The following is a 20,840-nucleotide window of genomic DNA, read 5'->3' as shown; positions in this document are numbered from 1 at the left end:
GGGTCGTGAGGGGCGGGGACGAATCGACGAACTGTTCAGAGCCGCGCGCGGTCGCTCGGGTGGCCCCAGAGTCGGGCGCGCACCCAGAGGAGGAGCGAGAACACGACCGCTCCGGCGGTGTCCGCGACGAGGTCGATACCGGTGTCTTCGAGGTAGAACCCGCGCGCCCAGTTGACCCAGAAGTCGGTGAACAGTCGCTCGTACACCTCGAACCACGTGCCGATGGCAAGGACCAAGAGGGGAAGGACGACGAAGACGGCGAACGCGCCGCGGGCGAGTTGCGGCCGGTAGACGTACAGGACGGCGGCGACGCCGAGCCCCGAGAGCGCGTGGACCATCACGTCCCACCACCAGATCTTCGAGTAGAGGAACAGGCCCATGCTGGCGAAGTGGAGGCCGGTGACCGCGACGCCGAAGCCGCCCACGGCGTACACCTCCGTGGGGCGGAGCGCTCGGCGCTGGCTGAACGCTTCCACCCACCGGGCGGAGCGGGCGAGCGCGTCGGAACGTGAGAGCATACTCGTTCGAGGACGAGCGAACGAAAAAACGTTCCCCCCCGGTTATCAGCCCTGACGTTCGGTGACGAGTCACGACCGCCGGACGCGGCTGTACACCCGGAGAACGACGCCGAACACGACGGCACCGAGCGTGTCGACGACGAGGTCGACGGCGGTGTCTTCGAGGTAAAAGGCGTTGGACCAGCCGTACCAGAAATCCTTGAAGACCCGCTCGTACACCTCGAACCACGTGCCGATACAGAGGACGCAGACGGGGAGGACGACGAAGAGGCCGACCCGCGAGCGAAAACCCTCCGTCCAGGCGAGGTACAACAGCGCGGCGACGCCGAACCCCGACGTGAAGTGCGTGAGGAGATCCCACCACCAGAGTTCGGTGTAGATGCCGTACGCGAGGCCGGCGAAGTGGAGGGCGCTGACGACGCCGCCCCAGACGAGCGCGGCCGCCCACGCCCCGCGTCGGTGCCGCCGGTAGCGGACGTTCAGGTCGCTGACGCTCGGCGTGGCCTCCGTCAGTGCCATCGGTCGACCTCCCCGACAGACGGTGCTCGGCGGTCCGACGTGGTGGAGGGTCTGTCCGTGCCGACCCGCGTCGGCGGTCCGTACATACGCTTCCTCGTTCACCCGTACGTAAATACGTGTCCAGGCGCTCCGAAGCGGTCCCTAGCACTGACGGCACCGACTCGTCTACGCGAGGACGCGCCGCAAACGACGTTCGTGCACTCCCGGACCGTCCCTCCCGACCGACGGTTTATCGGCCGGACCGTCGACTGCTCCTGCGTAACGAGAGTCGAAGCCGGGGGTGCCGAGAGCGCTCACCGACCGATAGCGGGCAGTGTCACGACTCGTCCGCGCCGTCCCAGTCGGGGTTCACCCGGGGCGGGGCGAAGATGTCGACGCCCTCGACGGGTTCGTCGCCGCGGTTCTCGGCGCCGTGTGGTTCGTCGCCGGGGATGGCGTACGAGTCGCCCGCCGAGACGGTGACTTCCTCCCCGTCGACGAGGAAGGTGAGTTCGCCGGCCGTGACGTAGCCGGTCTGTTCGTGCGGGTGACTGTGCTCGGGGACGCGAGCGCCGGGGTCGATGCGGAAGTGCTGGACGCTCATCTCCGTCCCGGCGGCCAGTTGCGAGAGGTGAACACCGTCGACCGCTTCGGCGGGCTCTACTCCCGAGAGTGGAACGCGCTCCATGCCATGGTCCCGACGGCGAGCGATATAAGAGTGCGGGCCGCCCAGCCGCGAGTATGTACGCGGTCGTCGGCTGTACCGACTGTGCGGCGCTGTGGCTCCTCTCGGACCCCGCCTCGTCGAAGACGGCGCGGTGTCCACGCTGTGGTCGTCGCCATCAGACGCGGAAGCTGAAGCGCCTCTTCGAGTCCGACGACCGCGACACCGCGCGGCAGGCGCGGGCCGAGTTACTGGCGAAGAAACAGGGGGCGTCGGAGGCGTTTTCGGACCTCGAAACCGTCGCGGAGATGGAGGCCGAGACGGAGACGCCGGTCATCGACGACCGGGAGTACCTGGAGGAGTCGGGCCTCGACGCCGACGAGGTGGCCGCGGCCGGCCGCGAGGAGACGCGGTCGCGCACCCGCGACGAGGTGGTCAGGGACGCGATTCGGGAGGGCGACCGGCCCACCGAAGGGGAAATCGTCGCGTACGCCGACGAGCACGGCGTGCCCGCGGCGGCCGCCCGCGACCTCCTGGCGAAACTCACGCGTCGGGGCGACGTGTCGGAGAGTCGGGGACGATACCGACTGCTCTGACCCGCTCCCCGGCCTCAGATGACGCCCAGCAACCGAAGGACGGTGAGGGCGGAGACGAGCGCCCCCAGGGCGAGTTTCACCACCCGGAGCGTCAGGACCGCCTTCCGGTAGTCGTCGGTGTCGGTCCCGTCGCTCGTGGCGGCCGCGTCGGACACGCCGCGCGAACTGTCGGTTGTCATGGTGGCTACGCCCGCCGGTGCTCGCCGACGGACGCGTGACGAACAACGGGTGTGAGGTGAAAAAGCGCGAGCCAGACGCGCGGCGGAAGTGAAAGTGGGTGTGAGGCGTGGACGTAGCGGTTCGGTCGGCGTTTTTCTCGGAGGGGTTGGTTCGGTTTCGGCTCTCGGGACGGTGAGTACACCCAGCGGTGGGTGGGAGCTGGCTCGTCGTCGGCAGTGGCGGTGACAGCGGGGAGACCGCGGCGTCGCTAAGGCGGTGAAACCGCAGCCTCGGCCGCCGGAGCGACGCAGTCGCTTCGAGCCGTTCGTTCGGCTCCCTCACGAAGACCTCGCGCGAGTCGTTCACGTCGCTCACTCCCGCGCGCCGACTGCCCGTCCGATGTTCACGGCGACGCCCGGTCCACCGAACGGACGGCCCGTGAAATCAGCACACCACGAGAGTGCGGGAGGCCGGACCGACAAGCGTTAGACGCCCGAGGGAGACGTGCGCGTATGACCGACTCGGACACGGACCCGACCCCCGAGGCGCTCGCGGAGCGCGTCCGCGCGGGCGAAGTCCGGTTTCACGCGCTGGAAGAACACGCCGACCCCGACACGGCCACGGCGGCCCGACGCCTGCTCGTCGAGGAGCAGTCGGGTGCGTCGCTCGAAACGGTCGGCGAGTACGCGTTCGACGCCGCCGCCGCCGACCCGAACATCGAGAACATGATCGGTGCGGTCCAGATTCCCGCGGGCGTCGTCGGTCCCGTCACCGTCGACGGCGGCGCCGCCTCCGGCAACTACTACCTCCCGATGGCCACGACGGAGGGGGCGCTCCTCGCGTCGGTCAACCGCGGCTGTTCGGTCATCGACCGCGCGGGCGGCGCGACGGCGAGAGTGACCACCTCCGGGATGACCCGCGCGCCAGTGTTCCGCGTCGACTCGGTCGTCGAGGGCGAGGCGCTCGCGTCGTGGGTCCGGGACAACGGGTCGACGTTGAAAGATGCCGCCGAGGAGACGACGAGCCACGGGGAGTTAGAAGCGGTGAAGCCGTACGTCGTGGGCGACAACGTCTTCTTGCGCTTCAGATACGACACGAAGGACGCGATGGGGATGAACATGGCCACCATCGCCACGCAGGCGGCCTGCGACGTCGTCGAGGCGGAGACGACCGCCTCGCTCGTGGCGCTGTCGGGCAACCTCTGCACGGACAAGAAGCCCGCCGCCATCAACGCAGTCGAGGGGCGCGGGCGGTCGGTGACGGCCGACGTCCTGATTCCGCGAGACGTCGTCGAGGAGCGCCTCCACACCACGCCCGCGGCCATCGCGGAGGTCAACACCCGGAAGAACCTGGTCGGGAGCGCGAAGGCCGGTTCCCTGGGGTTCAACGCCCACGTCGCCAACGTCGTCGCCGCGATGTTCCTCGCGACGGGGCAGGACGCCGCACAGGTCGTCGAGGGGGCCAACGCCATCACCACCGCCGACGTGCGAGAGGAGGGCCTCTACGCCTCGGTGTCGCTCGCCTCCCTCGAAGTCGGAACCGTCGGCGGCGGGACGAAGCTCCCGACGCAGGCCGAAGGACTGGACGTCCTTGGAGTGCGCGGCGGCGGCGACCCAGCGGGGAACAACGCCGACGCGCTCGCGGAGTGCATCGCCGTCGGCGCGCTCGCGGGCGAACTCTCCCTCTTATCGGCGCTGGCGTCGCGTCATCTCTCCAGTGCGCACGAGTCGCTGGGACGGTGAGAGGTGGGAAACACGAGTGAGAGAGACGCGTCCGTACTCGGGTTGAAATCGAGTCTGCGGCGTCGGTGAGACCACAACGATGGCCGCGCGGTGTACGGGCGCGGTGAGACCGCAGCCACGTCCTCCCCAGCCGACTCGCTCCCAGTGGTCGCTCGCCCCTCGCACGTATCGCGCGGCCACAGGGGCCGCGCCGTCACGCGCCACCGCTCGCGTCACTCTGTGGCGGTCGGCGCGGGAGTGAGCGAGCGGAGCGAGTGAACGGCTCGAAGCAACCCCGTTGCTCCGGTGTCTGCACGAGTGAAAACGAGCACAGGCTCGGAGCGACGCAGTCGCTCCGGCGGCCGAGGCTGCGGTCCACCGCGCCCGTGCACCGCCTCTCGTCGCCGTCGCAATCGAACAGCCGTTCTCCCAGTCGAGCACTCACACAATCTCTCTCCCAGTCGAAACTCGGAAGCAAATCGACCGACTCCCGAACGTTCTTGCTCCTCCCCCACACGTGAGGGTGTATGACCGCGGCCGCCGACCTCATCCTCACCGACGCGGAGGTACACTCCCTCTCCGACCCCGACGAGACGTACGAGGCGCTCGCCGTGCGCGACGGCCGAATCGTCCGCCTCACGAACGCCTACGACGTCGACTTTCTCGCGGGCACCGACACCCGGGTGGTCGAACTCGACGGTCGCGTCGTCCTCCCGGGCTTCGTCGACGCCCACACCCACCTCCCGATGGTCGGCCGCCGACTCGTTCACGCGGACCTCTCGGTCGATTCTCGCACCGCTGCCCTCGACCACCTCCGCGAGCGCGCGGCCGAGGTAGAGGTCGAGGGTGAGGGTGAGCGCGGGAACGAGTGGGTCCAGGGCTTCGGCTACGACGAGTCGCGCTGGGACGACGACCGCTACCTCACCCGCACGGACCTCGACGGGGTCTCCGACTCTCGCCCCGTCGTCGCCTTCCGCGAGGACATGCACGTCGCGTCGCTCAACTCGGTCGCCCTCGACCGCCTCGGCCTCGCTGCGGGCGACCACGGGGGCGACGTTCAGGGTGAGGAAGAGGCGACGGGCGTCCTCGTCGAGACGGCGGTCGACGACGTCTGGGACGCCGTCTCGCCCACCCGAGACGAGACGCGCGCACTCATAGAGGCGGCCCAGCGCCACGCGAACGAACGCGGCGTCACCGGCGTCCACGACATGGTCCGGAACTCCCACGCACCCGAGGTGTACCGCGACCTCCAGGAGACGGACGACCTCTCACTCCGCGTTCGACTCAACTACTGGTCCGACCACCTCGACGCTCTGATCGACGTCGGTCTCCGGACGAACCACGGGTCGGGACTCGTCACCGTGGGTGCCATCAAGACCTACACGGACGGGAGCTTCGGCGGGCGGACGGCGAAGCTTTCGAGTCCGTACGCCGACGCCGACACGACGGGCCAGTGGGTCGTCCCGCCCGCGGAACTGAACGCCCTCGTGACCAGGGCCGACGACGCGGGCTTTCAGGTGACGGCCCACGCCATCGGCGACGAGGCGGTCGAGGCCGTCCTCGACGCGTTCGAGCGAGTTTCCGACGCGGATGCCGACAGCCGTCACCGCATCGAACACGTCGAACTCGCCGACGACGCGGCCATCGAACGGATGCGCGAGCTAGGCGTCGTCGCCTCGGTCCAACCGAACTTCCTGAAGTGGGCCGACGAGGGCGGCCTGTACGAGCGACGGCTCGGCCCTCGACGAACCGAGACGAACCGCTACCGCGCGATGGTCGACGCCGGTGTCCCGCTGGCGTTCGGGAGCGACTGCATGCCGCTCGACCCCTTGCTCGGAATCGCCTGCGCCGTCGACGCGCCCCACGAGAGCCAGCGCCTCTCGACCACCGAGGCGCTCCGCGCGTACACCGCCGGAGGTGCGTACGCCGGCTTCGACGAGGACCGACTCGGGACGCTCGCGCTCGGCACCCGGGCGGATCTGGTCGTCCTCGACGAGTCGCCGTGGGAGGCGGACGAGACTGCCGACGTCGACCCCGTGATGACCGTCGTGGACGGGGACGTCGTCTACGAGTCGGAGTCACTGGCGTAGCGTCCACGACGCGGACCCACCCCTCAGCCCCCGGTCAACACCCTCGCGACGAGACTGAGCACCGGAATCTGTGACGCGATTCCGAGTCTGAGCACCATCGAGGCGTTGTACGGCCACGTCCGGGCGGCCTTCACGCTCGCCTGCTGCCGTTCGAGGATGTCCATCCCGGTCGCCAGCCGCTCCGTCGACTCCGACTCGGCCTTCCACAGCTCGTAGAACTCCTCGTACTCGCGTCGGATCGCGCGTAGCTCCCTGCGCCGCGCGGCGGCGAGGCCGGTGTGTACCAGGAGGAGGGTCGCGACGAACGCGACGACGCCGACGACGGTGAACCCGAGGAGCAAGAGGAGTTCGGCCGTCGCCCCGCTTGGTCCGCCTCCGAGGAGAATCGTCAGGAAGCTCGCCCAGAGCCGGTCTCCCCCCGAGACTGCCCCGTACAGCGTCTCGAACACGTACGCGAAGAGCACCGTGACCGCGGGGAACCACTCCACGATGACGAGCAGGCCGAAGTCGATGACGGCCTCGAACCGGTCGGCCGCCGCGTCGACGTCGGTGACCGGCAGCGCGACCACGTCCCGGAGGAGGAGAAGGTGGCCGAAGAAGAGGTAGACGGCGAACGCGCCGAGGAGATTGACGACGACGAGGTTCCAGTGTCTGATGTGGTCGAACGCCCCGCCCTGGAACAGGACGAGCATGATGAACAGGTGATACAGCGCGAAGAGCGCGACCGGCCCGTCCAGCCGGTAGACGCGACGGAGGCCCCGGTCGACGACCTCCCGATACCTGTCTTCCGGAACGTCGAACAGCCGTTCACCCTCTCCGGTCCTCGCGTTGAGCGCCTGCCACAGCCTCGGGTACCGCGCCGACCAGTTGCAGAGCAACACCACCTCGAAGAACGCGCCGAGCGCGTACAGGTAGAAGTCGGTCTCTCGGAGATAGCCGGACTGTCCGGCGAGCACTGCGCCCACGAATCCACTGACGTACAGTCCGGCGGCGACCGCTCCCGCCGTGAGCAGCGTCCCCCGCGTGCTCTGTGGGAGCGCGCGCGTCAGCCAGTACGCGTTCGGCTCACGACCCGCCTCGTCCCCCCGTTCGACAGACTGTCGAATCGTCTCCATCGCCTCTCACCGTGTGTCATACGGATCACACGACGATAAAGCTCGGTCACGATGCGGGGTGGACGCTCACGACTCGGTCGCGCGTCGCTGACGACGCGCACTGGCGAACCCGAACGCTATTAGCGGCTCCGTGGGTGAGTACGCGCAAATGAACGAGGACTTCTTCGACCGCCTCCGCGACCGCATCGACCGGGTCGACAGCGTCGTCTCCGTCGGCCTCGACCCCGACCCCACCCGCATCCCCGAGCACCTCGACGAGTACGACCTGCCCCGCTGGGCGTTCAACCGCCGGATCATCGACGCGACGCACGAACACGCGGCCTGCTACAAGCCGAACGCCGCCTTCTACGAGGACGGCGACGGCTGGCGTGCGCTCCGCGAGACCATCGCGTACGCTCACGGGAAGGACGTCCCCGTCCTCCTGGACGCGAAGCGGGCCGACATCGGTAACACGTCCCGACAGTACGCGAAGCTTCTCGACCACGCCGACGCCATCACGCTCAATCCGTATCTGGGCAGAGACTCGCTCGAACCGTTTCTCTCCCGCGCCGACAAGGGCGTGTTCGTCCTCTGTCGGACCTCCAACCCCGGCGGAAGCGACGTACAGGACCTCGAACTCGCCTCGGGCGACCGCGTCTACGAGCGCGTCGCAGCGCTCGCGGACCTGTGGAACCGAAACGGGAACGTCGGTCTCGTCGTCGGGGCGACGACGCCCGAGGAACTCGAATCCGTCCGCGAACAGGTGCCGGACCTCCCCTTCCTCGTGCCCGGCGTCGGCGCGCAGGGCGGTGACGCCGAGGCCGCCGTCACCCACGGCCTCGCGGACGGCGTCGGCCTCGTGAACTCCTCTCGCGGTATCATCTTCGCCGGCGAAGACCGGGGAGCGGCGTTCGCCAAGGCGGCCGGTGAAGCGGCGAAGCGGCTGAAGAAGCGACTCAATCGGTACCGCTGAGTCTCTCTAGTACGTGGCGTCTCCGCCGCTCGCTGGCCCGCTCTCAGTCGACGAGTCCCACCGTGTGGACGTGCGCCCTGAGGGCGCGCTCCGTCTCGAACTCCTTTCCGCACGCCTCACACCGGTACGGTTCCTGCGCTGTTCCGTACATACCCGTGTCAACGGTCGGCACACGGACTCATGAGCGTTCCGCCCAGTCGCCCGTTGGCCACACAGCCGCCGGGTGCGAGACGCTTACAACCCCGCACACCCAACGACAGGTGTGGACCGAGACCGACTCGTCTTGGGGCTCGCAGCCGTCTTCGCCGGTCTGACCGTCCTTCTAGTGGTGCTGTCGTTCACTCAGCAGTTGTTCCTGCTCGTTATCGCGGTTCCGTTCGCCGCGACCACCTACTTCATGTGGTATCACGCTAGCGGCCGCCTCCAGGAACGGACCCGGACCCGACGCGTCCGTGCGGGTAGTCGGTTCCGCGGCCCCCGAGGTGGGCAGACCGGACCGGGTGGGTTCGGCGCCGGTGCCCAGCGGCAGGGTCAGTCCCGGTTCGGCGGACAGCGCGCGTCCTCCGGACCGTCACAGCGCGAGGCGTACCGGACGCTCGGACTGGACCCCGGCGCCGACGACGAGGCCGTCCGGAGCGCGTACCGCGAACGGGTGAAGGAGGTCCACCCGGACCGCCCGTCGGGGGACGAAGACGAGTTCAAACGCGTCAACCGGGCGTACGAGCGGTTGACCGACGAACCGACGTAGCGACGCCGACCCGAACCCATCGTTCGTGAGCGCTCCTGTGACACGAGGACCCGCACCACGGAAAGCCTTAACGTGGGGGGTTTCCTACGCGCGTGCATGAGCGCTGACCGGGCCGTTCTCGACGAGGCCCTCGAGCGCGGAGAAGAAGAGGGCGGCTACATCGAGTTCAAGGAACGGCTCTCTCGGAGCGTCCACCTCGCGGAGGGGCGCATGGAGAGTCTCGCGGCGCAACTGCGCCACCGCGTCCTCTCGGGCGACGGCACGGCGACCTACGTCATCGGCGTCACCGACGACGGCGGCATCGCCGCCATCTCGCGGGAGGAGTTCTCGGAGTCGATGGACGTCCTGTCGCTCCTGGCAGAGGAAGCCGGCGCACACATCCACGACGTCGAGACGTGGGGGTCGGTGACGACGGTCTCGTCGGCGTCGCCACCCTGCGGGAGGGGGCGATGCTCGAAGGCGACGACGACCACATCGTCGTCGGCACCGCGGGTCACGTCGACCACGGTAAGTCGACGCTCGTGGGGTCGCTCGTCACCGGGCGGGCCGACGACGGCGAGGGCGCGACCCGCTCGTTCCTCGACGTCCAGCCACACGAGGTCGAGCGCGGGCTCTCCGCTGATCTCTCCTACGGCGTGTACGGGTTCGACGCCGACGGGCCGGTCCACATGGACAACCCCCACCGGAAGGCGGACCGAGCGCGGGTCGTCCAGGAGGCCGACAGGCTCGTCTCGTTCGTCGACACGGTCGGCCACGAACCGTGGCTCCGAACGACGATTCGGGACTGGTCGGTCAGCGACTCGACTACGGTCTCATCGTCGTCGCCGCGGACGACGGCCCGACGCGGACGACGCGAGAGCACCTCGGCATCCTCCTGGCGATGGAACTGCCCACCGTCGTCGCGCTCACCAAGGTGGACATGGTCGACGCCGACCGGGTCAGCGAGGTCGAACGCGAGGTCGAACGGCTGCTCCGCGACGTCGGGAAGACGCCACTCCGGATCGAGCGCCACGGCGTCGAGACAGCCGTCGACGAGGTCAGCGACGCCGTCGTTCCTATCCTCAAGACCAGCGCCGTGACGGAGCAGGGACTCGACGAACTCAACTACCTGTTCGAGCACCTGCCGAAGACGGCCCACGAGGACGGCGAGTTCCGGATGTACATCGACCGCTCGTACTCAGTCACGGGCGTCGGGGCCGTCGCCTCCGGCACGGTGAACGCCGGGACCGTCGAGGCCGGCGACGAACTCCTCGTCGGCCCGATGGCGGACGGTGCCTTCCGCGAGGTCGAAGTCCGCTCCATCGAGATGCACTACCACCGCGTGGACCGCGCGAAGGCCGGCCGCATCGTCGGCATCGCGCTCAAGGGCGTCCGCGAGACCGACCTCGAACGCGGGATGGTGCTGCTCCCGGCCGACGCCGACCCCACGCCTGTCAGGCGGTTCGAAGCGGAGGTGATGGTGCTCAATCACCCCACCCGGATCGGCTCCGGCTACGAACCCGTCATCCACCTCGAAACCGTCAGCGAGGCGGCGGTGTTCCGCCCCGAGGGCGGCCAGTTGCTCCCCGGCGACAGCGGAACGACCGAAGTCGAGTTCAAGTTCCGCCCGTATCTGGTCGAGGAGGGCCAGCGGTTCGTCTTCCGCGAGGGACGGAGCAAGGGCGTCGGGACCGTCACGAACGTCTACGAGGAGTAAGTGGGCTGACGGACGGCACGCCGCATGCCCGTGAGACGGTGTGCCGCCACGTCGCGCGTCGCCCCACGGTCCGAGCTAGACCACGAGGCCGTTGGCTGCGGTATCGGATTTAAACCCTCTCGCTACTTCCACGGATGTTCCGTGAGTTCGTCCAGCGAGTCGAGCCGAAGGTGCGGCGTCACGTCGACCGACTCCTCGTACGCCGGGACCCAGACGCTCCGGAGGCCCGCCGCGTGGGCACCAGCCACGTCCGAGGCGAGTGAGTTACCGACGTGAGCGGCCCGGTCGGCGCTCGAATCGAGCGCCGCCAGCGCCCGACGGAACGGCTCCGGTTTCGGCTTCGGTTCCGTGTCGTAGCCGGCGAAGACGACCGTCTCGAAGGTCTCGTCGAGGCCCGCGCCCACGAGTTTCGGCCGCTGGACGTCCGGCGGGCCGTTCGTCACGATTCCCAGCCGATACTCGTCGGCGAAGGCGTCCAGCACGTCGCGGGCACCCGGCAGGAGCCTGACGTCGCCGTGGTCGCGACGGGCGTTGAACGCGCGGGCGACGTCGCGGCCGAGCGACGGGTCACGCCCGCTGTCGTCGGCGATGGCCGCGAAACACGCCTCCCGGAGCGCCTCCATGGAGTCGGTCGTCGGCAGGAACTCCTCGTACCGCGAGAAGTACGCCTCGGCGGAGAAGAACGGGTCGACACCGACGGCACCAAAGGACTCGTCGAGCAGTTCGGCCGTGCTCCGGTTGTAGGTGACGAGGGTGTCGTCGAGGTCGAACAGCACCGTGTCGACGGGCGTGGCGGTCATCGGTCGTCGTACGCGCGGCCCGGAGAAAAGTCGTGTGTCGCGTGCAGCGTCGCCGCTCACGCGCAGGCGTCTCAGGGTGGCTCGTCCGACCCGTCGCTGTCGACTCCCCGTCCCGCGACGTATCCGTCGTCGCGGTGTTCGGCGAGGTCAAGGAGGACGAGCCAGCCGAGGAGGTAGCCGACGCGCTCGCGCCACGTCTCGCGCCACCCCGACGGGTCCTTGTAGTGTTCCCACTCGGGGACGCGCTCTTCGAAGCGCTCGAAGACGGCGTCGGCGCCGCTCGGCTCGGCTCCGAGCGCATCGAGCACCTCCTGTGCGCCGTACACTCGGTCGAGGAGGCTACGCTGGAGGTGCTCCCGCGTGGGGTCTCGGGAGAGGCGGACAAACCCCGCGTCGCGCTCCTCGGCGAGTTCGAGCGCGCGGAGGAACGTGAGCCACGTCCGCGCCACGTCGCGGCTCGGGAACCCGAGCCGACGCACGAGCCGCGCACAGCAGTCGTCTTCGGTTCCCGGCACGAGCGGGACGGCCCGCTGTGCTTCGGCGACCCGCTCCACGGAGTCGGGCGGTTCCGGGACGAGTTTGAACCGGGTCATCTCTCGACCTGCTCACTGGAACCCGAACGACTCCGCGAGCAACTCCTCGTCCGTCTCCCCCAGCACCCGCGTCGGGCCGTCGACCACGTCGACCGTGACCTGCGCGGGCGCGAACACCGAGTCGGAAACCTCGTAGAAGTCCCAGTCGGCCTCCTCGAACACCGTCTCGAACGGCGTGCCGTACTCCTCGGCGGCCGTCGACGGGAGGGCGTCGAAGACGTCGCTGTCCTCGCGGACCTGCACGTACACCTGGCCGCCGTAGGCCAGGGCGTCGTTCGTCCGACCCATGGCGACGCCCTCGTCGTAGCTGACGGGCGCGACGGGCGCAGAGCCCGAGGCAGTGAGGACGTCCTTCGGGTCGTAGCCGAGTTCGAAGAGGCGGAAGACGGCGAGTTCGGCCGCCCGGGCGGCCATCGTCACGCTGCCGACGGTGGAACCGGTCGCGAACGTCGGCAGGAACACGCCCGACGGTTCGACGCCCGTGAGTTCCGAGACGTGCTCCGCGACGGCGTCGTCCGGCAGGTCGATGCTCTCGACCGTGAGGACGGTCAGGTCGAACTCGTCGTAGTAGCCGACGGCCTGGAACTCGCTCTCCTGACCGACCAGCGCGCGGGCCGGGCCGGCACCGAGGCCGTCGAACCCCGGCTCTTCCCCCTGACCCTCGAACGCGAGTTCCCAGCCGGCTTTCTGCGAACACAGCAGCGCGAGCGCCGGGTGATCGGTCGTGAGTTCGACGTGTGGAATCGGTGCCCCAGCGACCTCGTCCATCCGCGTCTGGACGGTCGCGAGTCCGGCCGTCTGCACCTCCGCGAGGAGGAGACCCGCCTCCAGGCCGGCCTCGGCGTCGACGCCGCAGTCGATGACTGTCGCCCCCGAATCGAGTTCGTAGACGACGACCCCGAGTTCGTCGGCGAAGTCCAACACCTCGTCGACGAGTTCGATGGCCATCCGGTTGAGACTCTCCATACGCCGTCTTCTGCGGCCTCGGATAAAGGGTGACGGGTTCTTACCGTTCCCGTCGGGCTTCCCGCCCGAGTTCCTCTTCGACGCGGTCGACCTTCGTTCCCGCCGTCTGTGTCCGCGTGCGCTTGTCGTCGATCTTCAAGAACGTGCTCACCCGGTCGCCGTCGACGGCTTTGTGCGCCGCGGCGACGGCTTCGAGGAGGGTATCGACGTCGTCGGCTTCGATCACCGTGCCCATCGGGTTCGTCTCGTAGGAGACGTCGAAGTCGTCGAGGGCGGCGACGGCCTTCGCCACCTCGGAGGCCATGCTTCCTTCGATCACCGGTGCCACGCTCAACATCGCGATGACGGTCATGGTTCGAAGAGGACGGGAGGGCAGGTAACTGTCGGTGGTCGGTGTGGTGGCCGGTACGTGACGTTCTCCTTCCGTGACACTCCTCATCACTGCCACGATTATCTCCCCCGCGCTCGTACCTCCCGCCATGTCTGTTCTCTCCCGGGTCGCCAACGCGGACCCGCGGTTCGAGCGAGCGTTCGTCCTGCTCCGCGCCATCGTCCACGAGATTCGCACCGAGCGACTCACGTTCATGGCGGCCAGCATCGCCTACCACGCGTTCGTCTCGTTGCTCCCGCTTCTCCTCTTGGTCCTCGCAGTCGTCGCTCGACTCGGCGACCAGAGCTTAGAGGAGGCGTTCCAGCAGTTCGTCGCCTCGGTCATCACGCCGGGCGCCGCACCAATCTTCGTGGGCGAACTCTCCGACGCCGGCGGCTCGGCGGGCGTGTCGCTCCTCGGCGGCGCCGTCCTCATCTGGGGTACTCTCCGCATCTTCCGCGGCCTCGATACCGCCTTCTCGGACATCTACGAGTCCGAGGCGGCCAACACCTTCGCCGACCAGGTGTCCGACGGGATACTCGTCCTCGTCGTCTTCGCGCTCACCATCCTCGCGGCCATCTTCGTCGAGTCGCAGCTCACGTTCGGGAACTCGGGGCTCGGATGGCTCCTCCACCGCCTCGTCCTCGTCGCCCTCATCGCCGTCGCGCTCTTCCCGATGTACTACGTCTTCCCCGACTCGGACGTCGGCGTCGCCGAGGTGCTTCCCGGCGTGCTGTTCGCCGCCGTCGGCCTGGCGTCGTTCGAGACGCTGTTTCAGCTGTACGCCTCCGTCAGCTCGAAGGCACAGGACCCGAGCATCGTCGCCGGCATCCTCGTGCTCCTCACGTGGCTGTACTTCTCGGGACTGGTCATCCTCCTCGGTGCGGCCATCAACGCGGTGCTGTCGAACCGCTCGCGCGACGTCAACGTCCGTCCGCTCCTCGGCGGCGTCGACTACGACAACTCGTCGGGGCCCTCCCGAGACGAGGTGACCCGGGCGCTCGAGGCGCTCGAACACGCGCTCGAAGCGGCCTCCGAGTCCGACGCCGAAATCACGGTGGCCGCCGGCGACCGGCAGGTGACGCTTCCACGCCCGGACTCCGTCGTCGCGGAGACCGACGTCGGGCTGTTCGGCGGCCCGGTCACGCTCGAACTCTCCTGGTCGCCGAGAGAGTCAGAGTAACCGGCGGGTACGGTCCGCACTTAATACCGGTGCGTGCGTCCCCTTCGCATGGCTACCCGAACACCGAGTCCGATGACCCCGGGGGTCGCCCGCCACGAGGAGTCCACGGAGACACGGACCCAGCGCCTCGTCGACATCGCGAGCGAGGAGCCCAGCGCGGTCACCGAGTCGCGCGCGGTCCGGCCGCCCGTCGCCGTCCGGAACAAACGCCTCGCCGAGGGGTTCGGCGAGGCGCTTCTCGTCTGGCGCTGTCTCGACTGTGGCGCGCTCGGCTCACTCGACGCGTTCCCCGCCCGATGTGGCTGTGGCGCTCGCCGCGAGGACCTCGCGTACGTCGTCGAGGATTGAACACGGACGCGCGCCTCTCGCCCCCACGTCCCGTGACGTACCGGTCCCGCAGATAGTTTCAAATACGGCTCCGTCGTATCTCGGTTATGGCGATCTCTCGCCGCTGTTCTGGGTGTAACGCGCTGTTGCAGACGAAGCGCGACCTGACGAAACTCGACGGCGTGACGAAACCCTCCTGGCGCTGCCGCCGGTGTCAGACGACCGTCCCGGGTATCGTCGCCGAACGACTGAAACACCAGAAGCAACACGAACTCTGACCTCGCCCATCGGCGGGTCGTCCGTCGGCCCCAAGACCGATGACTCGGGACCGCGAGGCTCCGGGCATGGTCCCGCGTCGACGCCTCCTCCTGAGTCTCGCGACGCTGTTCACCGCTGGCTGCACGGGGCAGCAGTCGACGGCGTCAGACCCGACTGCTGCTCCGAGGACCACGTTGGCCTCGACGGACACCCCCTCGTCCGCGCTCGACTGCGCGACGACGACGACTGTCGACCCTCCGCGGGCGGTCGACACCGGGGACGTGTCGCCGCCGTCGTACCCGCCGTTCCCCGATTCGCTCGACGCGACGTCGGCGGGTTCGTTCGTCTCCGGCTACGAGACGGCGTACGTGCTCAACAGCCTCGTGATCGACAGCCCCGACGCGACCTACGTCGACGTCGCCGTCAGCGACTCGCCGCCGGTGACCGAGACCGAGCGCGGCTACGTCGTCGACCTCGACTACTCGTACGCCGTGGAGGCCGAAACGGCGGCCGACTACCCCCCGCGACACGTCGCGTACCTCGTCCGCGAGGGCGTCGTCGCCCGCGCCGAACTCGACCCGAACGACCCGGCCGACCCGTTCCCGCTCGCCGCGGCGACGGTGTTTCGCTGTGAGTCGTGAGTCCGTCACGAGTAATCGTGTTCGTGGAGGGTCGTTCGTGGTAATTTTAATTCGTTCTGTAGTAAATCTTTAATCCGTGGAGCGCCTTCACTCACCTGTGAACCGCAGACTAACGCTCACCAGAGAGTACCGAGGCTTCGACGCCGACACCCAGTTCGACCGCATCGCGACGTACGGCAGTTGGCACCCGGCGAGCGCGAAGCTCGAAACCATCGACAGCGCACGCCGCATCGAAGTGACCGCCGAGGAACTCGCGCGGTTCTTCGCGGCGTAACCGCACCGACACGAGAGACTCGTTTTTCGACCCCTACTCACCGCTGTCGAACCGACAGCGACACCCACTGCCGTCGAGCACGGCGCGAGTCGGGGCCCGTCGACCTCACCGCGAGGCCTGAGGGTTGTGGCTCCGCCGGTACATCGCGACCATCTTCCACATGGTCTCCTCGAAGTCGCCGTCTTCGGCTGCCGTCTCCAACTGCGTGTAGAGTTCGTCCGAGATGGTGAGTTCGGGCATCGCACGTGTGCTAACACGGCGCGAAACAAGTATCTTGAGTTACACGTTATCGAGTGAACGTCTCGACGGTGTGTTCGGAGGTACGCAAGCCGCCCGCTTACCCGACACCGTCCCGACCGATAGGTCGATGAGACGACTCGACGAGCGGTACGACCGGCGGACGTTCCTTCGGAGCATCGGCGTGGTCCTGGTGGGGGCTGGCCTCGCAGGGTGTGCTAGTCCGGGGGACGGAGAAGGCGAAGAGGGCGGAGACGAAGAGGGTGGTGAAGGCGGAGAGAGTGGTGAAGGCGGAGAAGGAGGAGAAGACGGCGAAGGGGAGGACGGAGGCGACGAAGAGAGCGAGCGCCGACGCCGACCGGTCACAGAGTAACTCGGGAGCGGTAGCTGACTGGGCGTGTCGGGTGGAGGCGCACCGATTGCCACACTCGCCGGTCGGCGTCCGTCCTCACGAGTCGCCGCTCGCGTACTTGACCAGCACCTTCCCGACCGCGCCGACGAGCATGAGGAACGAACCGACGATGAACGTGTAGACCAGGCTCAGGCGTCTCCACTCGTACCGTCGAAGAACTCCGAAACGAACCCCTGTCGCGCTCCGTACCGAAGATACTGGTTGAAGACGACCGCGGTCGTACCTACGCTCATGGTGAACTTCGGGCCATTACAACGGATTCCGAGTTGGGCCGTCCTGATGGTTCTGCTGGCAGCGACGTTCTACGTGGTACGGGTCGAGCCGTTTCCCGCAGCGTACGTGCTGGTGGGCTACTCCATCCCCCTGCAGAGTCTCGTGGCGTTCGTCGTCGTGCTGCTCACCGTCGCGGCTGTCTACAACGAGACCTACCCGTTTCTCTTACAGTACTTCGAACGAGAGTAGATTTCGCCGGTTCGCGTGTGCGGTTTCGGTCCTCGGTTTCTCGTTGACTGTGTTGGCTGGGGTTGTGAGCCGGAGCCAGACGGTCGCCCTCGCTTCACTCGGGTGCTGCGACTGGCAGGGTTCGAATCCACCGTCTGGCTGGGATGTTGAACCGAGTAGAGACGGACCGTTCGCCGGACCCGTCGGTCTGACCGCTGCTTACGAGTCACCGCTCGCGTACTTGACCAGCGCCTTCCCGACCGCGCCGACGAGCATGAGGAACGAGCCGACGATGAACGTGTAGATATCCAGCACCTCGATGGTCTCGTACAGGAACAGGACGCTCCCGACGAAGAAGAGGACGTTGCCGACGATACCCAGACTCAGGTGTATCCACTCGTACTCGTCGAAGAACTCTCTCAGGATCGTTTTGTGCATCGCTCGTGATGCCCCGTACCTATCTGTCGAACGTCAGGATTGAACTGCGTTACGAAAACGGCCGGAGACACCGTCGGTCTCAGGAGGCGATCACGCACTGAATTCTGGAGTCGCGGCGCGACGCGCCGAGCGGTCACTCGCCGTTTTGCGCTCGGGAGAAGTGCGCTGGCTCGGGTCGTCTCGTCCAAACGGAACCCGGCGGTACGGTCGGGATTCTGACTCTCGCAAACGCCAGCGGTCACGTCCATGGCTGTGGATTCCCCCGTCTTCGCGTCGAAACAGCTGTTGAACTTCACCGGTGTCCCGGTAGAGAGTGGCTACCGCCGCAGATGTACCTCTGAAGAGAGCACCGACTACGGAGCGTATCAGTGCGAAAGAACGGAGTCGTCAACAGTCACCGTGAGGCGACAGCTGAAACGCTTAGTTGCGGACGAGGTTCGTCGCGCGGGGGCCTTTGGGGGCCTGTTCGATGCTAAATTCGACCTCGGTACCTTCCGTCAGGTCCTCGCCGCCGACATCCTCCATGTGGAAGAACACGTCGTCGTCAGCGTCGTCCGTCGAGATGAAACCGTATCCGCCAGTGTCGTTGAAGAAATCAACCTTACCGTTTGCCATTACAGACAAATGTAGACTGGGTTTATGAATAAGACTTGCGAGTGTCGCGGTACCATGACCCTGCCTCGGTGATGGGGACGTACTCAGATCTGTCTGCCCGCACAGACGGACACTCGTGGTGCGAGAGCGCGACGAGAGTGGGAAGTACACCGAACAGGTGACGCTCGACAGCGTGCTGGCCGTCTTCGAGGAAGCTGAGATTCCGGTTCTCACCGCTCCCGAGGTCACAGATCATCTTCGCGTGCGTGAGCGTGGAGGCCATCCGATAGGGTTCAAATCCAGGTGCTCACACACCCTCGCACGGAGGCGAGTGGTACGCACAGCGGCCGCTCGCCGTTTTGTGCTCGGGAGAAGTGCGCTGGCTGGGATTGTGAACCGAAGCCAGACGTGCTCGCTCACTCCGGAAGACTCGCTCTGCTCGTCTTCCGTGCTCCCACTCGCTCCGCTCGCGGGAACTCCGTTCGCTGCGCGCGACTGGCAGGGTTCAAATCCACCGTTTCGCATTCACTCGACTCGGGAGTCGCGGCGCGACGAGACGCGCCGCTTGGGAGTCAAGTTCGAGAGAAGTGCGCTGGCTGGGATTGTGAACCGAGTAGAGACGGACCGCTCGCTTCGCTCACGGTTGCGACTCTCCGGGTTCAAATCCATCGTCGCGCCTGCACCAGAATCCAGAGAGTGCGAGCGACATGGAAGTCGCTCGCGGACGGATTCTGTAGAAGTGCGCTGGCTGGGATTGTGAACCACGGTCGCTCCGCTCACATGGTTCGCTTCGCTCTCTGATTCAAATCCAGGTGCTCACACACCCTCGCACGGAGGCGAGCGGCACGCACGGCGGCCGCTCGCCGTTTTGTGCTCGGGAGAAGTGCGCTGGCTGGGATTTGAACCCAGGTTGTGACCATGGCAAGGTCACGTGATACCACTACACTACCAGCGCATCACGCGTCTGCGCAGTTTCAGCTAAAGCCACGGTGGTATAAAAATCCGTCCTTTCCCACCGTCAGTGTGAGACGACTGCAGGCACACTGGTGCGCCGTGGGTGGGTTCGAGCCCGCGGACCAAACGTTGATGATAGTTCGAACCGATAACACGTGCGGAGATACACAATGAGCACCACAGAGGACGTCTTGGACCACCACCTGGACGCGTTCACCACCCAGGACCTCGAAGAGGTCATGGTCGATTACGACGACGACTCGGTCGTCATCACGAACATGGGCACGTTCCGCGGTCTCGACGAGATCGAGGACCTGTTCAGCGGTCTCTTCGACGAGTACTCGCAGGAGGGGTCGCGGGTCGACCTCGAACAGAAGGAGATCGAAGGCGACACCGCCTACATCGTCTGGAACGGCGAAACGCCGGACAACGACTACGAGTTCTGTACGGACACGTTCCGCATCGAGGACGGTATCATCACCCTCCAGACGTTCGCGGGGAAGGTCGAGCCGAAGTAGTCTCATCGCGCGCTCGCGCGAGAGGCGCTGACGTTTCGCTCCGCTTCCTTCTGCCACGGGATACTCTGTGGTCGTACCGAGTGACTCTCACACACGAATTCGTGCGTCTGTGAGACTGTCAGCCCCTCACACCCACACACGCGATTCGCTACCCTTTTCAACGAGGCTCAGGTACGTTGGATACAGTCTAGACGCGACGATGGACGGCTCGGCATGACACTCAGCGTACTCGTGCCGTCTTCCCTCGTCCGGGAAGCCGAAGACCAACGCGAGGCGACTCGCAAACTCGGCTACGTCGCCCGTGCGGCGACGGTGTTCCGGGCGGACCGACTCGTCGTCTTCCCCGACCGGGAAGGCGAACGCGAGTGGGGAGGCGGGTTCGTCGAAACCGTGCTGCGGTACGCCGCCACACCACCCCACCTCCGAAAGGAGGTGTGGGACAGGCGGGACGAACTGGCGTACGTCGGTGTCCTGCCGCCCCTCCGAATCGCGTCTACGACCGGCTCCGATTCGAACGAATCGGGGTCGTTAACACAGGGAATCGTGACTGAGGTCGGACCTGAAGGCCGCGTTCGGGTCACTTGCGGACTGCAACACCCGATCTCCCTCCTCACTCCCCCTCACATGAGGGTCGAGGAGGGAGAGCGCGTCACCATCAGGATCTCTTCGAGAGAGCCGGTCCGTGCGCGGATCGTCGACGCCCCGCAGCCGGGGTACGACGTCTCCCGGATGGACCTCGCGGAAGCGCTTGGCCGCCCCGACGCCGGGATTCGCGTGGCGACATCCCGATTCGGGCGACCGCTGTCCGCCCACGACGTGGCGGACCTCTCCCGACAGGTCGCCGGAGGCGCGACAGTCGCCTTCGGCGCGCCGGGTCGGGGCCTTCCGGACATCCTCGGCATCGAGACCGAGGCCGTCGCCGCCGCCGGAGGCGGCGAAGTCGAACCCGACGATCCGGGGTTCGACCTCTGGCTGAATACGATTCCGAATCAGGGCAGCGAGGTCGTGCGGACGGAGGAAGCGATGTTCGCCTCCCTCGCGCCCCTGACACTCCCAAGCCAGACGGAGTAAACACAC

General features: G+C 67.2%; 28 protein-coding genes, 1 tRNA gene and 1 pseudogene. 15 read left to right on the top strand and 15 right to left on the bottom strand.

The features are described 5' to 3' along the window. Positions 1-35: 35 nt before the first annotated feature. The 3 genes from C2R22_RS15975 to C2R22_RS15965 all read right to left on the bottom strand — a co-directional run bounded on the left by C2R22_RS15975 (position 36) and on the right by C2R22_RS15965 (position 1,704). On the bottom strand, positions 36-518 hold the full coding sequence (locus C2R22_RS15975) for a hypothetical protein (protein WP_394342369.1): 483 nt from the start codon (positions 516-518) through the stop codon (positions 36-38). A 69-nt stretch (positions 519-587) separates the two neighbouring features. Then, on the bottom strand, positions 588-1,037 hold the full coding sequence (locus C2R22_RS15970; protein WP_245902790.1) for a VanZ family protein: 450 nt from the start codon (positions 1,035-1,037) through the stop codon (positions 588-590). A gap of 316 nt (positions 1,038-1,353) precedes the next feature. Further along, positions 1,354-1,704: a cupin domain-containing protein gene (locus C2R22_RS15965; protein ID WP_103426640.1), complete on the bottom strand. Its 351-nt coding sequence runs from the start codon at positions 1,702-1,704 to the stop codon at positions 1,354-1,356. A 53-nt stretch (positions 1,705-1,757) separates the two neighbouring features. On the opposite strand from C2R22_RS15965, the gene C2R22_RS15960 reads away from it, so the two are divergent. Next, on the top strand, positions 1,758-2,276 hold the full coding sequence (locus C2R22_RS15960; protein WP_103426639.1) for a DUF5817 domain-containing protein: 519 nt from the start codon (positions 1,758-1,760) through the stop codon (positions 2,274-2,276). Positions 2,277-2,290: 14 nt separating this feature from the next. Here the strand turns inward: C2R22_RS15960 and C2R22_RS25240 are convergent, their stop codons facing one another. Then, positions 2,291-2,455 carry a hypothetical protein gene (locus tag C2R22_RS25240; RefSeq protein WP_162562538.1) on the bottom strand — a complete coding sequence of 55 codons (165 nt, stop codon included), beginning with the start codon at positions 2,453-2,455 and terminating at the stop codon, positions 2,291-2,293. Between the two features lie 492 nt (positions 2,456-2,947). On the opposite strand from C2R22_RS25240, the gene hmgA reads away from it, so the two are divergent. Both hmgA and C2R22_RS15950 read left to right on the top strand, forming a co-directional pair. After that, positions 2,948-4,177 carry a hydroxymethylglutaryl-CoA reductase (NADPH) gene (gene hmgA, locus C2R22_RS15955; RefSeq protein WP_103426638.1) on the top strand — a complete coding sequence of 410 codons (1,230 nt, stop codon included), beginning with the start codon at positions 2,948-2,950 and terminating at the stop codon, positions 4,175-4,177. A gap of 506 nt (positions 4,178-4,683) precedes the next feature. Next, positions 4,684-6,246 (top strand): amidohydrolase, encoded by a 1,563-nt coding sequence (locus C2R22_RS15950; RefSeq protein ID WP_103426637.1) that lies wholly within the window; start codon positions 4,684-4,686, stop codon positions 6,244-6,246. A gap of 23 nt (positions 6,247-6,269) precedes the next feature. Here the strand turns inward: C2R22_RS15950 and C2R22_RS15945 are convergent, their stop codons facing one another. Continuing rightward, positions 6,270-7,361, bottom strand: coding sequence for a hypothetical protein (locus C2R22_RS15945; RefSeq protein ID WP_103426636.1), 1,092 nt, complete (start codon positions 7,359-7,361; stop codon positions 6,270-6,272). Between the two features lie 148 nt (positions 7,362-7,509). Between C2R22_RS15945 and pyrF the strand changes: the two genes are divergently transcribed. Next, on the top strand, positions 7,510-8,313 hold the full coding sequence (gene pyrF / locus C2R22_RS15940) for an orotidine-5'-phosphate decarboxylase (protein ID WP_103426635.1): 804 nt from the start codon (positions 7,510-7,512) through the stop codon (positions 8,311-8,313). A 43-nt stretch (positions 8,314-8,356) separates the two neighbouring features. Here the strand turns inward: pyrF and C2R22_RS24685 are convergent, their stop codons facing one another. Then, a complete protein-coding gene (locus C2R22_RS24685; RefSeq protein ID WP_109745700.1) occupies positions 8,357-8,464 on the bottom strand; it encodes a C2H2-type zinc finger protein in 108 nt (35 codons plus the stop codon). A 111-nt stretch (positions 8,465-8,575) separates the two neighbouring features. Between C2R22_RS24685 and C2R22_RS15935 the strand changes: the two genes are divergently transcribed. Together C2R22_RS15935 and C2R22_RS15930 are read left to right on the top strand one after the other, a co-directional pair. Continuing rightward, positions 8,576-9,061, top strand: coding sequence for a J domain-containing protein (locus C2R22_RS15935; RefSeq protein WP_103426634.1), 486 nt, complete (start codon positions 8,576-8,578; stop codon positions 9,059-9,061). A gap of 96 nt (positions 9,062-9,157) precedes the next feature. Continuing rightward, positions 9,158-10,757, top strand: a pseudogene (locus tag C2R22_RS15930) (GTPBP1 family GTP-binding protein). A 122-nt stretch (positions 10,758-10,879) separates the two neighbouring features. On the opposite strand, the gene C2R22_RS15925 reads toward C2R22_RS15930, so the two are convergent. The 4 genes from C2R22_RS15925 to C2R22_RS15910 all read right to left on the bottom strand — a co-directional run bounded on the left by C2R22_RS15925 (position 10,880) and on the right by C2R22_RS15910 (position 13,468). Next, positions 10,880-11,557: an HAD family hydrolase gene (locus C2R22_RS15925; RefSeq protein WP_103426633.1), complete on the bottom strand. Its 678-nt coding sequence runs from the start codon at positions 11,555-11,557 to the stop codon at positions 10,880-10,882. Positions 11,558-11,628: 71 nt separating this feature from the next. Further along, positions 11,629-12,150, bottom strand: coding sequence for a hypothetical protein (locus tag C2R22_RS15920; protein ID WP_103426632.1), 522 nt, complete (start codon positions 12,148-12,150; stop codon positions 11,629-11,631). A gap of 12 nt (positions 12,151-12,162) precedes the next feature. Continuing rightward, a complete protein-coding gene (gene mch, locus C2R22_RS15915) occupies positions 12,163-13,116 on the bottom strand; it encodes a methenyltetrahydromethanopterin cyclohydrolase (protein WP_103426631.1) in 954 nt (317 codons plus the stop codon). Between the two features lie 40 nt (positions 13,117-13,156). Beyond that, the gene (locus C2R22_RS15910) at positions 13,157-13,468 is read right to left on the bottom strand and encodes an MTH1187 family thiamine-binding protein (protein ID WP_103426630.1); all 312 of its coding nucleotides are present in this window, start codon (positions 13,466-13,468) and stop codon (positions 13,157-13,159) included. A gap of 127 nt (positions 13,469-13,595) precedes the next feature. Between C2R22_RS15910 and C2R22_RS15905 the strand changes: the two genes are divergently transcribed. The 5 genes from C2R22_RS15905 (at position 13,596) to C2R22_RS25230 (ending at position 16,169) form a co-directional block, all read left to right on the top strand. Then, a complete protein-coding gene (locus C2R22_RS15905) occupies positions 13,596-14,669 on the top strand; it encodes a YhjD/YihY/BrkB family envelope integrity protein (protein ID WP_103426629.1) in 1,074 nt (357 codons plus the stop codon). Positions 14,670-14,717: 48 nt separating this feature from the next. Further along, positions 14,718-15,017 (top strand): DUF7130 family rubredoxin-like protein, encoded by a 300-nt coding sequence (locus C2R22_RS15900; RefSeq protein WP_245902789.1) that lies wholly within the window; start codon positions 14,718-14,720, stop codon positions 15,015-15,017. A gap of 86 nt (positions 15,018-15,103) precedes the next feature. Further along, positions 15,104-15,274 carry a hypothetical protein gene (locus C2R22_RS25235; RefSeq protein ID WP_162562537.1) on the top strand — a complete coding sequence of 57 codons (171 nt, stop codon included), beginning with the start codon at positions 15,104-15,106 and terminating at the stop codon, positions 15,272-15,274. A 66-nt stretch (positions 15,275-15,340) separates the two neighbouring features. Continuing rightward, entirely contained in the window at positions 15,341-15,895 is a 555-nt protein-coding gene (locus tag C2R22_RS15895; protein ID WP_103426628.1) for a hypothetical protein, read from the top strand. Between the two features lie 97 nt (positions 15,896-15,992). Further along, positions 15,993-16,169 carry a hypothetical protein gene (locus C2R22_RS25230; protein ID WP_162562536.1) on the top strand — a complete coding sequence of 59 codons (177 nt, stop codon included), beginning with the start codon at positions 15,993-15,995 and terminating at the stop codon, positions 16,167-16,169. A gap of 105 nt (positions 16,170-16,274) precedes the next feature. Here C2R22_RS25230 and C2R22_RS27025 read toward each other — a convergent pair whose 3' ends face one another. Beyond that, positions 16,275-16,409, bottom strand: coding sequence for a hypothetical protein (locus tag C2R22_RS27025; protein ID WP_281259243.1), 135 nt, complete (start codon positions 16,407-16,409; stop codon positions 16,275-16,277). A gap of 212 nt (positions 16,410-16,621) precedes the next feature. Here C2R22_RS27025 and C2R22_RS25225 point away from each other — a divergent pair, with 212 nt between their 5' ends. Both C2R22_RS25225 and C2R22_RS15885 read left to right on the top strand, forming a co-directional pair. Next, on the top strand, positions 16,622-16,939 hold the full coding sequence (locus C2R22_RS25225) for a hypothetical protein (protein WP_162562535.1): 318 nt from the start codon (positions 16,622-16,624) through the stop codon (positions 16,937-16,939). 158 nt (positions 16,940-17,097) lie between these two features. Beyond that, positions 17,098-17,280, top strand: a complete 183-nt coding sequence (locus tag C2R22_RS15885; RefSeq protein WP_103426626.1) for a hypothetical protein — start codon at positions 17,098-17,100, stop codon at positions 17,278-17,280. 198 nt (positions 17,281-17,478) lie between these two features. On the opposite strand, the gene C2R22_RS15880 is transcribed toward C2R22_RS15885, so the two are convergent. The 4 genes from C2R22_RS15880 to C2R22_RS15865 form a co-directional block, all read right to left on the bottom strand. Continuing rightward, positions 17,479-17,697 carry a YrhK family protein gene (locus tag C2R22_RS15880; RefSeq protein ID WP_103426625.1) on the bottom strand — a complete coding sequence of 73 codons (219 nt, stop codon included), beginning with the start codon at positions 17,695-17,697 and terminating at the stop codon, positions 17,479-17,481. 420 nt (positions 17,698-18,117) lie between these two features. Then, positions 18,118-18,312: a cold-shock protein gene (locus tag C2R22_RS15875; RefSeq protein ID WP_103426624.1), complete on the bottom strand. Its 195-nt coding sequence runs from the start codon at positions 18,310-18,312 to the stop codon at positions 18,118-18,120. A 22-nt stretch (positions 18,313-18,334) separates the two neighbouring features. Next, positions 18,335-18,574, bottom strand: a complete 240-nt coding sequence (locus tag C2R22_RS25220) for a hypothetical protein (RefSeq protein ID WP_162562534.1) — start codon at positions 18,572-18,574, stop codon at positions 18,335-18,337. 601 nt (positions 18,575-19,175) lie between these two features. After that, positions 19,176-19,246: transfer RNA gene (locus C2R22_RS15865), tRNA-Gly, on the bottom strand. 169 nt (positions 19,247-19,415) lie between these two features. Between C2R22_RS15865 and C2R22_RS15860 the strand changes: the two genes are divergently transcribed. Beyond that, positions 19,416-19,763: a nuclear transport factor 2 family protein gene (locus C2R22_RS15860; RefSeq protein WP_103426623.1), complete on the top strand. Its 348-nt coding sequence runs from the start codon at positions 19,416-19,418 to the stop codon at positions 19,761-19,763. A 213-nt stretch (positions 19,764-19,976) separates the two neighbouring features. Beyond that, on the top strand, positions 19,977-20,834 hold the full coding sequence (locus C2R22_RS15855) for a putative RNA uridine N3 methyltransferase (RefSeq protein WP_103426622.1): 858 nt from the start codon (positions 19,977-19,979) through the stop codon (positions 20,832-20,834). The last annotated feature ends 6 nt before the right edge of the window (positions 20,835-20,840 follow it).

It is taken from the genome of Salinigranum rubrum, from assembly GCF_002906575.1.
Lineage (GTDB): Archaea > Halobacteriota > Halobacteria > Halobacteriales > Haloferacaceae > Salinigranum > Salinigranum rubrum.
The sequence above is the reverse complement of the archived record's forward strand: the minus strand, read 5'-3'. Positions and strand labels throughout refer to the sequence as shown.

Excerpts from the sequence above, each read along its gene's own strand:
- C2R22_RS25240 (WP_162562538.1), bottom strand. The coding sequence starts at position 2,455 with ATGACAACCGACAGTTCGCGCGGCGTGTCCGACGCGGCCGCCACGAGC.
- C2R22_RS15925 (WP_103426633.1), bottom strand. The coding sequence starts at position 11,557 with ATGACCGCCACGCCCGTCGACACGGTGCTGTTCGACCTCGACGACACC.
- C2R22_RS25235 (WP_162562537.1), top strand. The coding sequence starts at position 15,104 with ATGGCGATCTCTCGCCGCTGTTCTGGGTGTAACGCGCTGTTGCAGACG.
- C2R22_RS27025 (WP_281259243.1), bottom strand. The coding sequence starts at position 16,409 with ATGCCCGAACTCACCATCTCGGACGAACTCTACACGCAGTTGGAGACG.
- C2R22_RS15970 (WP_245902790.1), bottom strand. The coding sequence starts at position 1,037 with ATGGCACTGACGGAGGCCACGCCGAGCGTCAGCGACCTGAACGTCCGC.
- C2R22_RS15875 (WP_103426624.1), bottom strand. The coding sequence starts at position 18,312 with ATGGCAAACGGTAAGGTTGATTTCTTCAACGACACTGGCGGATACGGT.
- C2R22_RS15975 (WP_394342369.1), bottom strand. The coding sequence starts at position 518 with ATGCTCTCACGTTCCGACGCGCTCGCCCGCTCCGCCCGGTGGGTGGAA.
- C2R22_RS15920 (WP_103426632.1), bottom strand. The coding sequence starts at position 12,150 with ATGACCCGGTTCAAACTCGTCCCGGAACCGCCCGACTCCGTGGAGCGG.
- C2R22_RS15855 (WP_103426622.1), top strand. The coding sequence starts at position 19,977 with ATGACACTCAGCGTACTCGTGCCGTCTTCCCTCGTCCGGGAAGCCGAA.
- C2R22_RS15910 (WP_103426630.1), bottom strand. The coding sequence starts at position 13,468 with ATGACCGTCATCGCGATGTTGAGCGTGGCACCGGTGATCGAAGGAAGC.
- C2R22_RS15905 (WP_103426629.1), top strand. The coding sequence starts at position 13,596 with ATGTCTGTTCTCTCCCGGGTCGCCAACGCGGACCCGCGGTTCGAGCGA.
- mch (WP_103426631.1), bottom strand. The coding sequence starts at position 13,116 with ATGGAGAGTCTCAACCGGATGGCCATCGAACTCGTCGACGAGGTGTTG.
- C2R22_RS15885 (WP_103426626.1), top strand. The coding sequence starts at position 17,098 with ATGGTTCTGCTGGCAGCGACGTTCTACGTGGTACGGGTCGAGCCGTTT.
- C2R22_RS15880 (WP_103426625.1), bottom strand. The coding sequence starts at position 17,697 with ATGCACAAAACGATCCTGAGAGAGTTCTTCGACGAGTACGAGTGGATA.
- C2R22_RS15895 (WP_103426628.1), top strand. The coding sequence starts at position 15,341 with ATGGTCCCGCGTCGACGCCTCCTCCTGAGTCTCGCGACGCTGTTCACC.
- C2R22_RS24685 (WP_109745700.1), bottom strand. The coding sequence starts at position 8,464 with ATGTACGGAACAGCGCAGGAACCGTACCGGTGTGAGGCGTGCGGAAAG.
- C2R22_RS15860 (WP_103426623.1), top strand. The coding sequence starts at position 19,416 with ATGAGCACCACAGAGGACGTCTTGGACCACCACCTGGACGCGTTCACC.
- hmgA (WP_103426638.1), top strand. The coding sequence starts at position 2,948 with ATGACCGACTCGGACACGGACCCGACCCCCGAGGCGCTCGCGGAGCGC.
- C2R22_RS15965 (WP_103426640.1), bottom strand. The coding sequence starts at position 1,704 with ATGGAGCGCGTTCCACTCTCGGGAGTAGAGCCCGCCGAAGCGGTCGAC.
- C2R22_RS15950 (WP_103426637.1), top strand. The coding sequence starts at position 4,684 with ATGACCGCGGCCGCCGACCTCATCCTCACCGACGCGGAGGTACACTCC.
- C2R22_RS15960 (WP_103426639.1), top strand. The coding sequence starts at position 1,758 with ATGTACGCGGTCGTCGGCTGTACCGACTGTGCGGCGCTGTGGCTCCTC.
- C2R22_RS15900 (WP_245902789.1), top strand. The coding sequence starts at position 14,718 with ATGGCTACCCGAACACCGAGTCCGATGACCCCGGGGGTCGCCCGCCAC.
- C2R22_RS15945 (WP_103426636.1), bottom strand. The coding sequence starts at position 7,361 with ATGGAGACGATTCGACAGTCTGTCGAACGGGGGGACGAGGCGGGTCGT.
- C2R22_RS25220 (WP_162562534.1), bottom strand. The coding sequence starts at position 18,574 with ATGGCCTCCACGCTCACGCACGCGAAGATGATCTGTGACCTCGGGAGC.
- pyrF (WP_103426635.1), top strand. The coding sequence starts at position 7,510 with ATGAACGAGGACTTCTTCGACCGCCTCCGCGACCGCATCGACCGGGTC.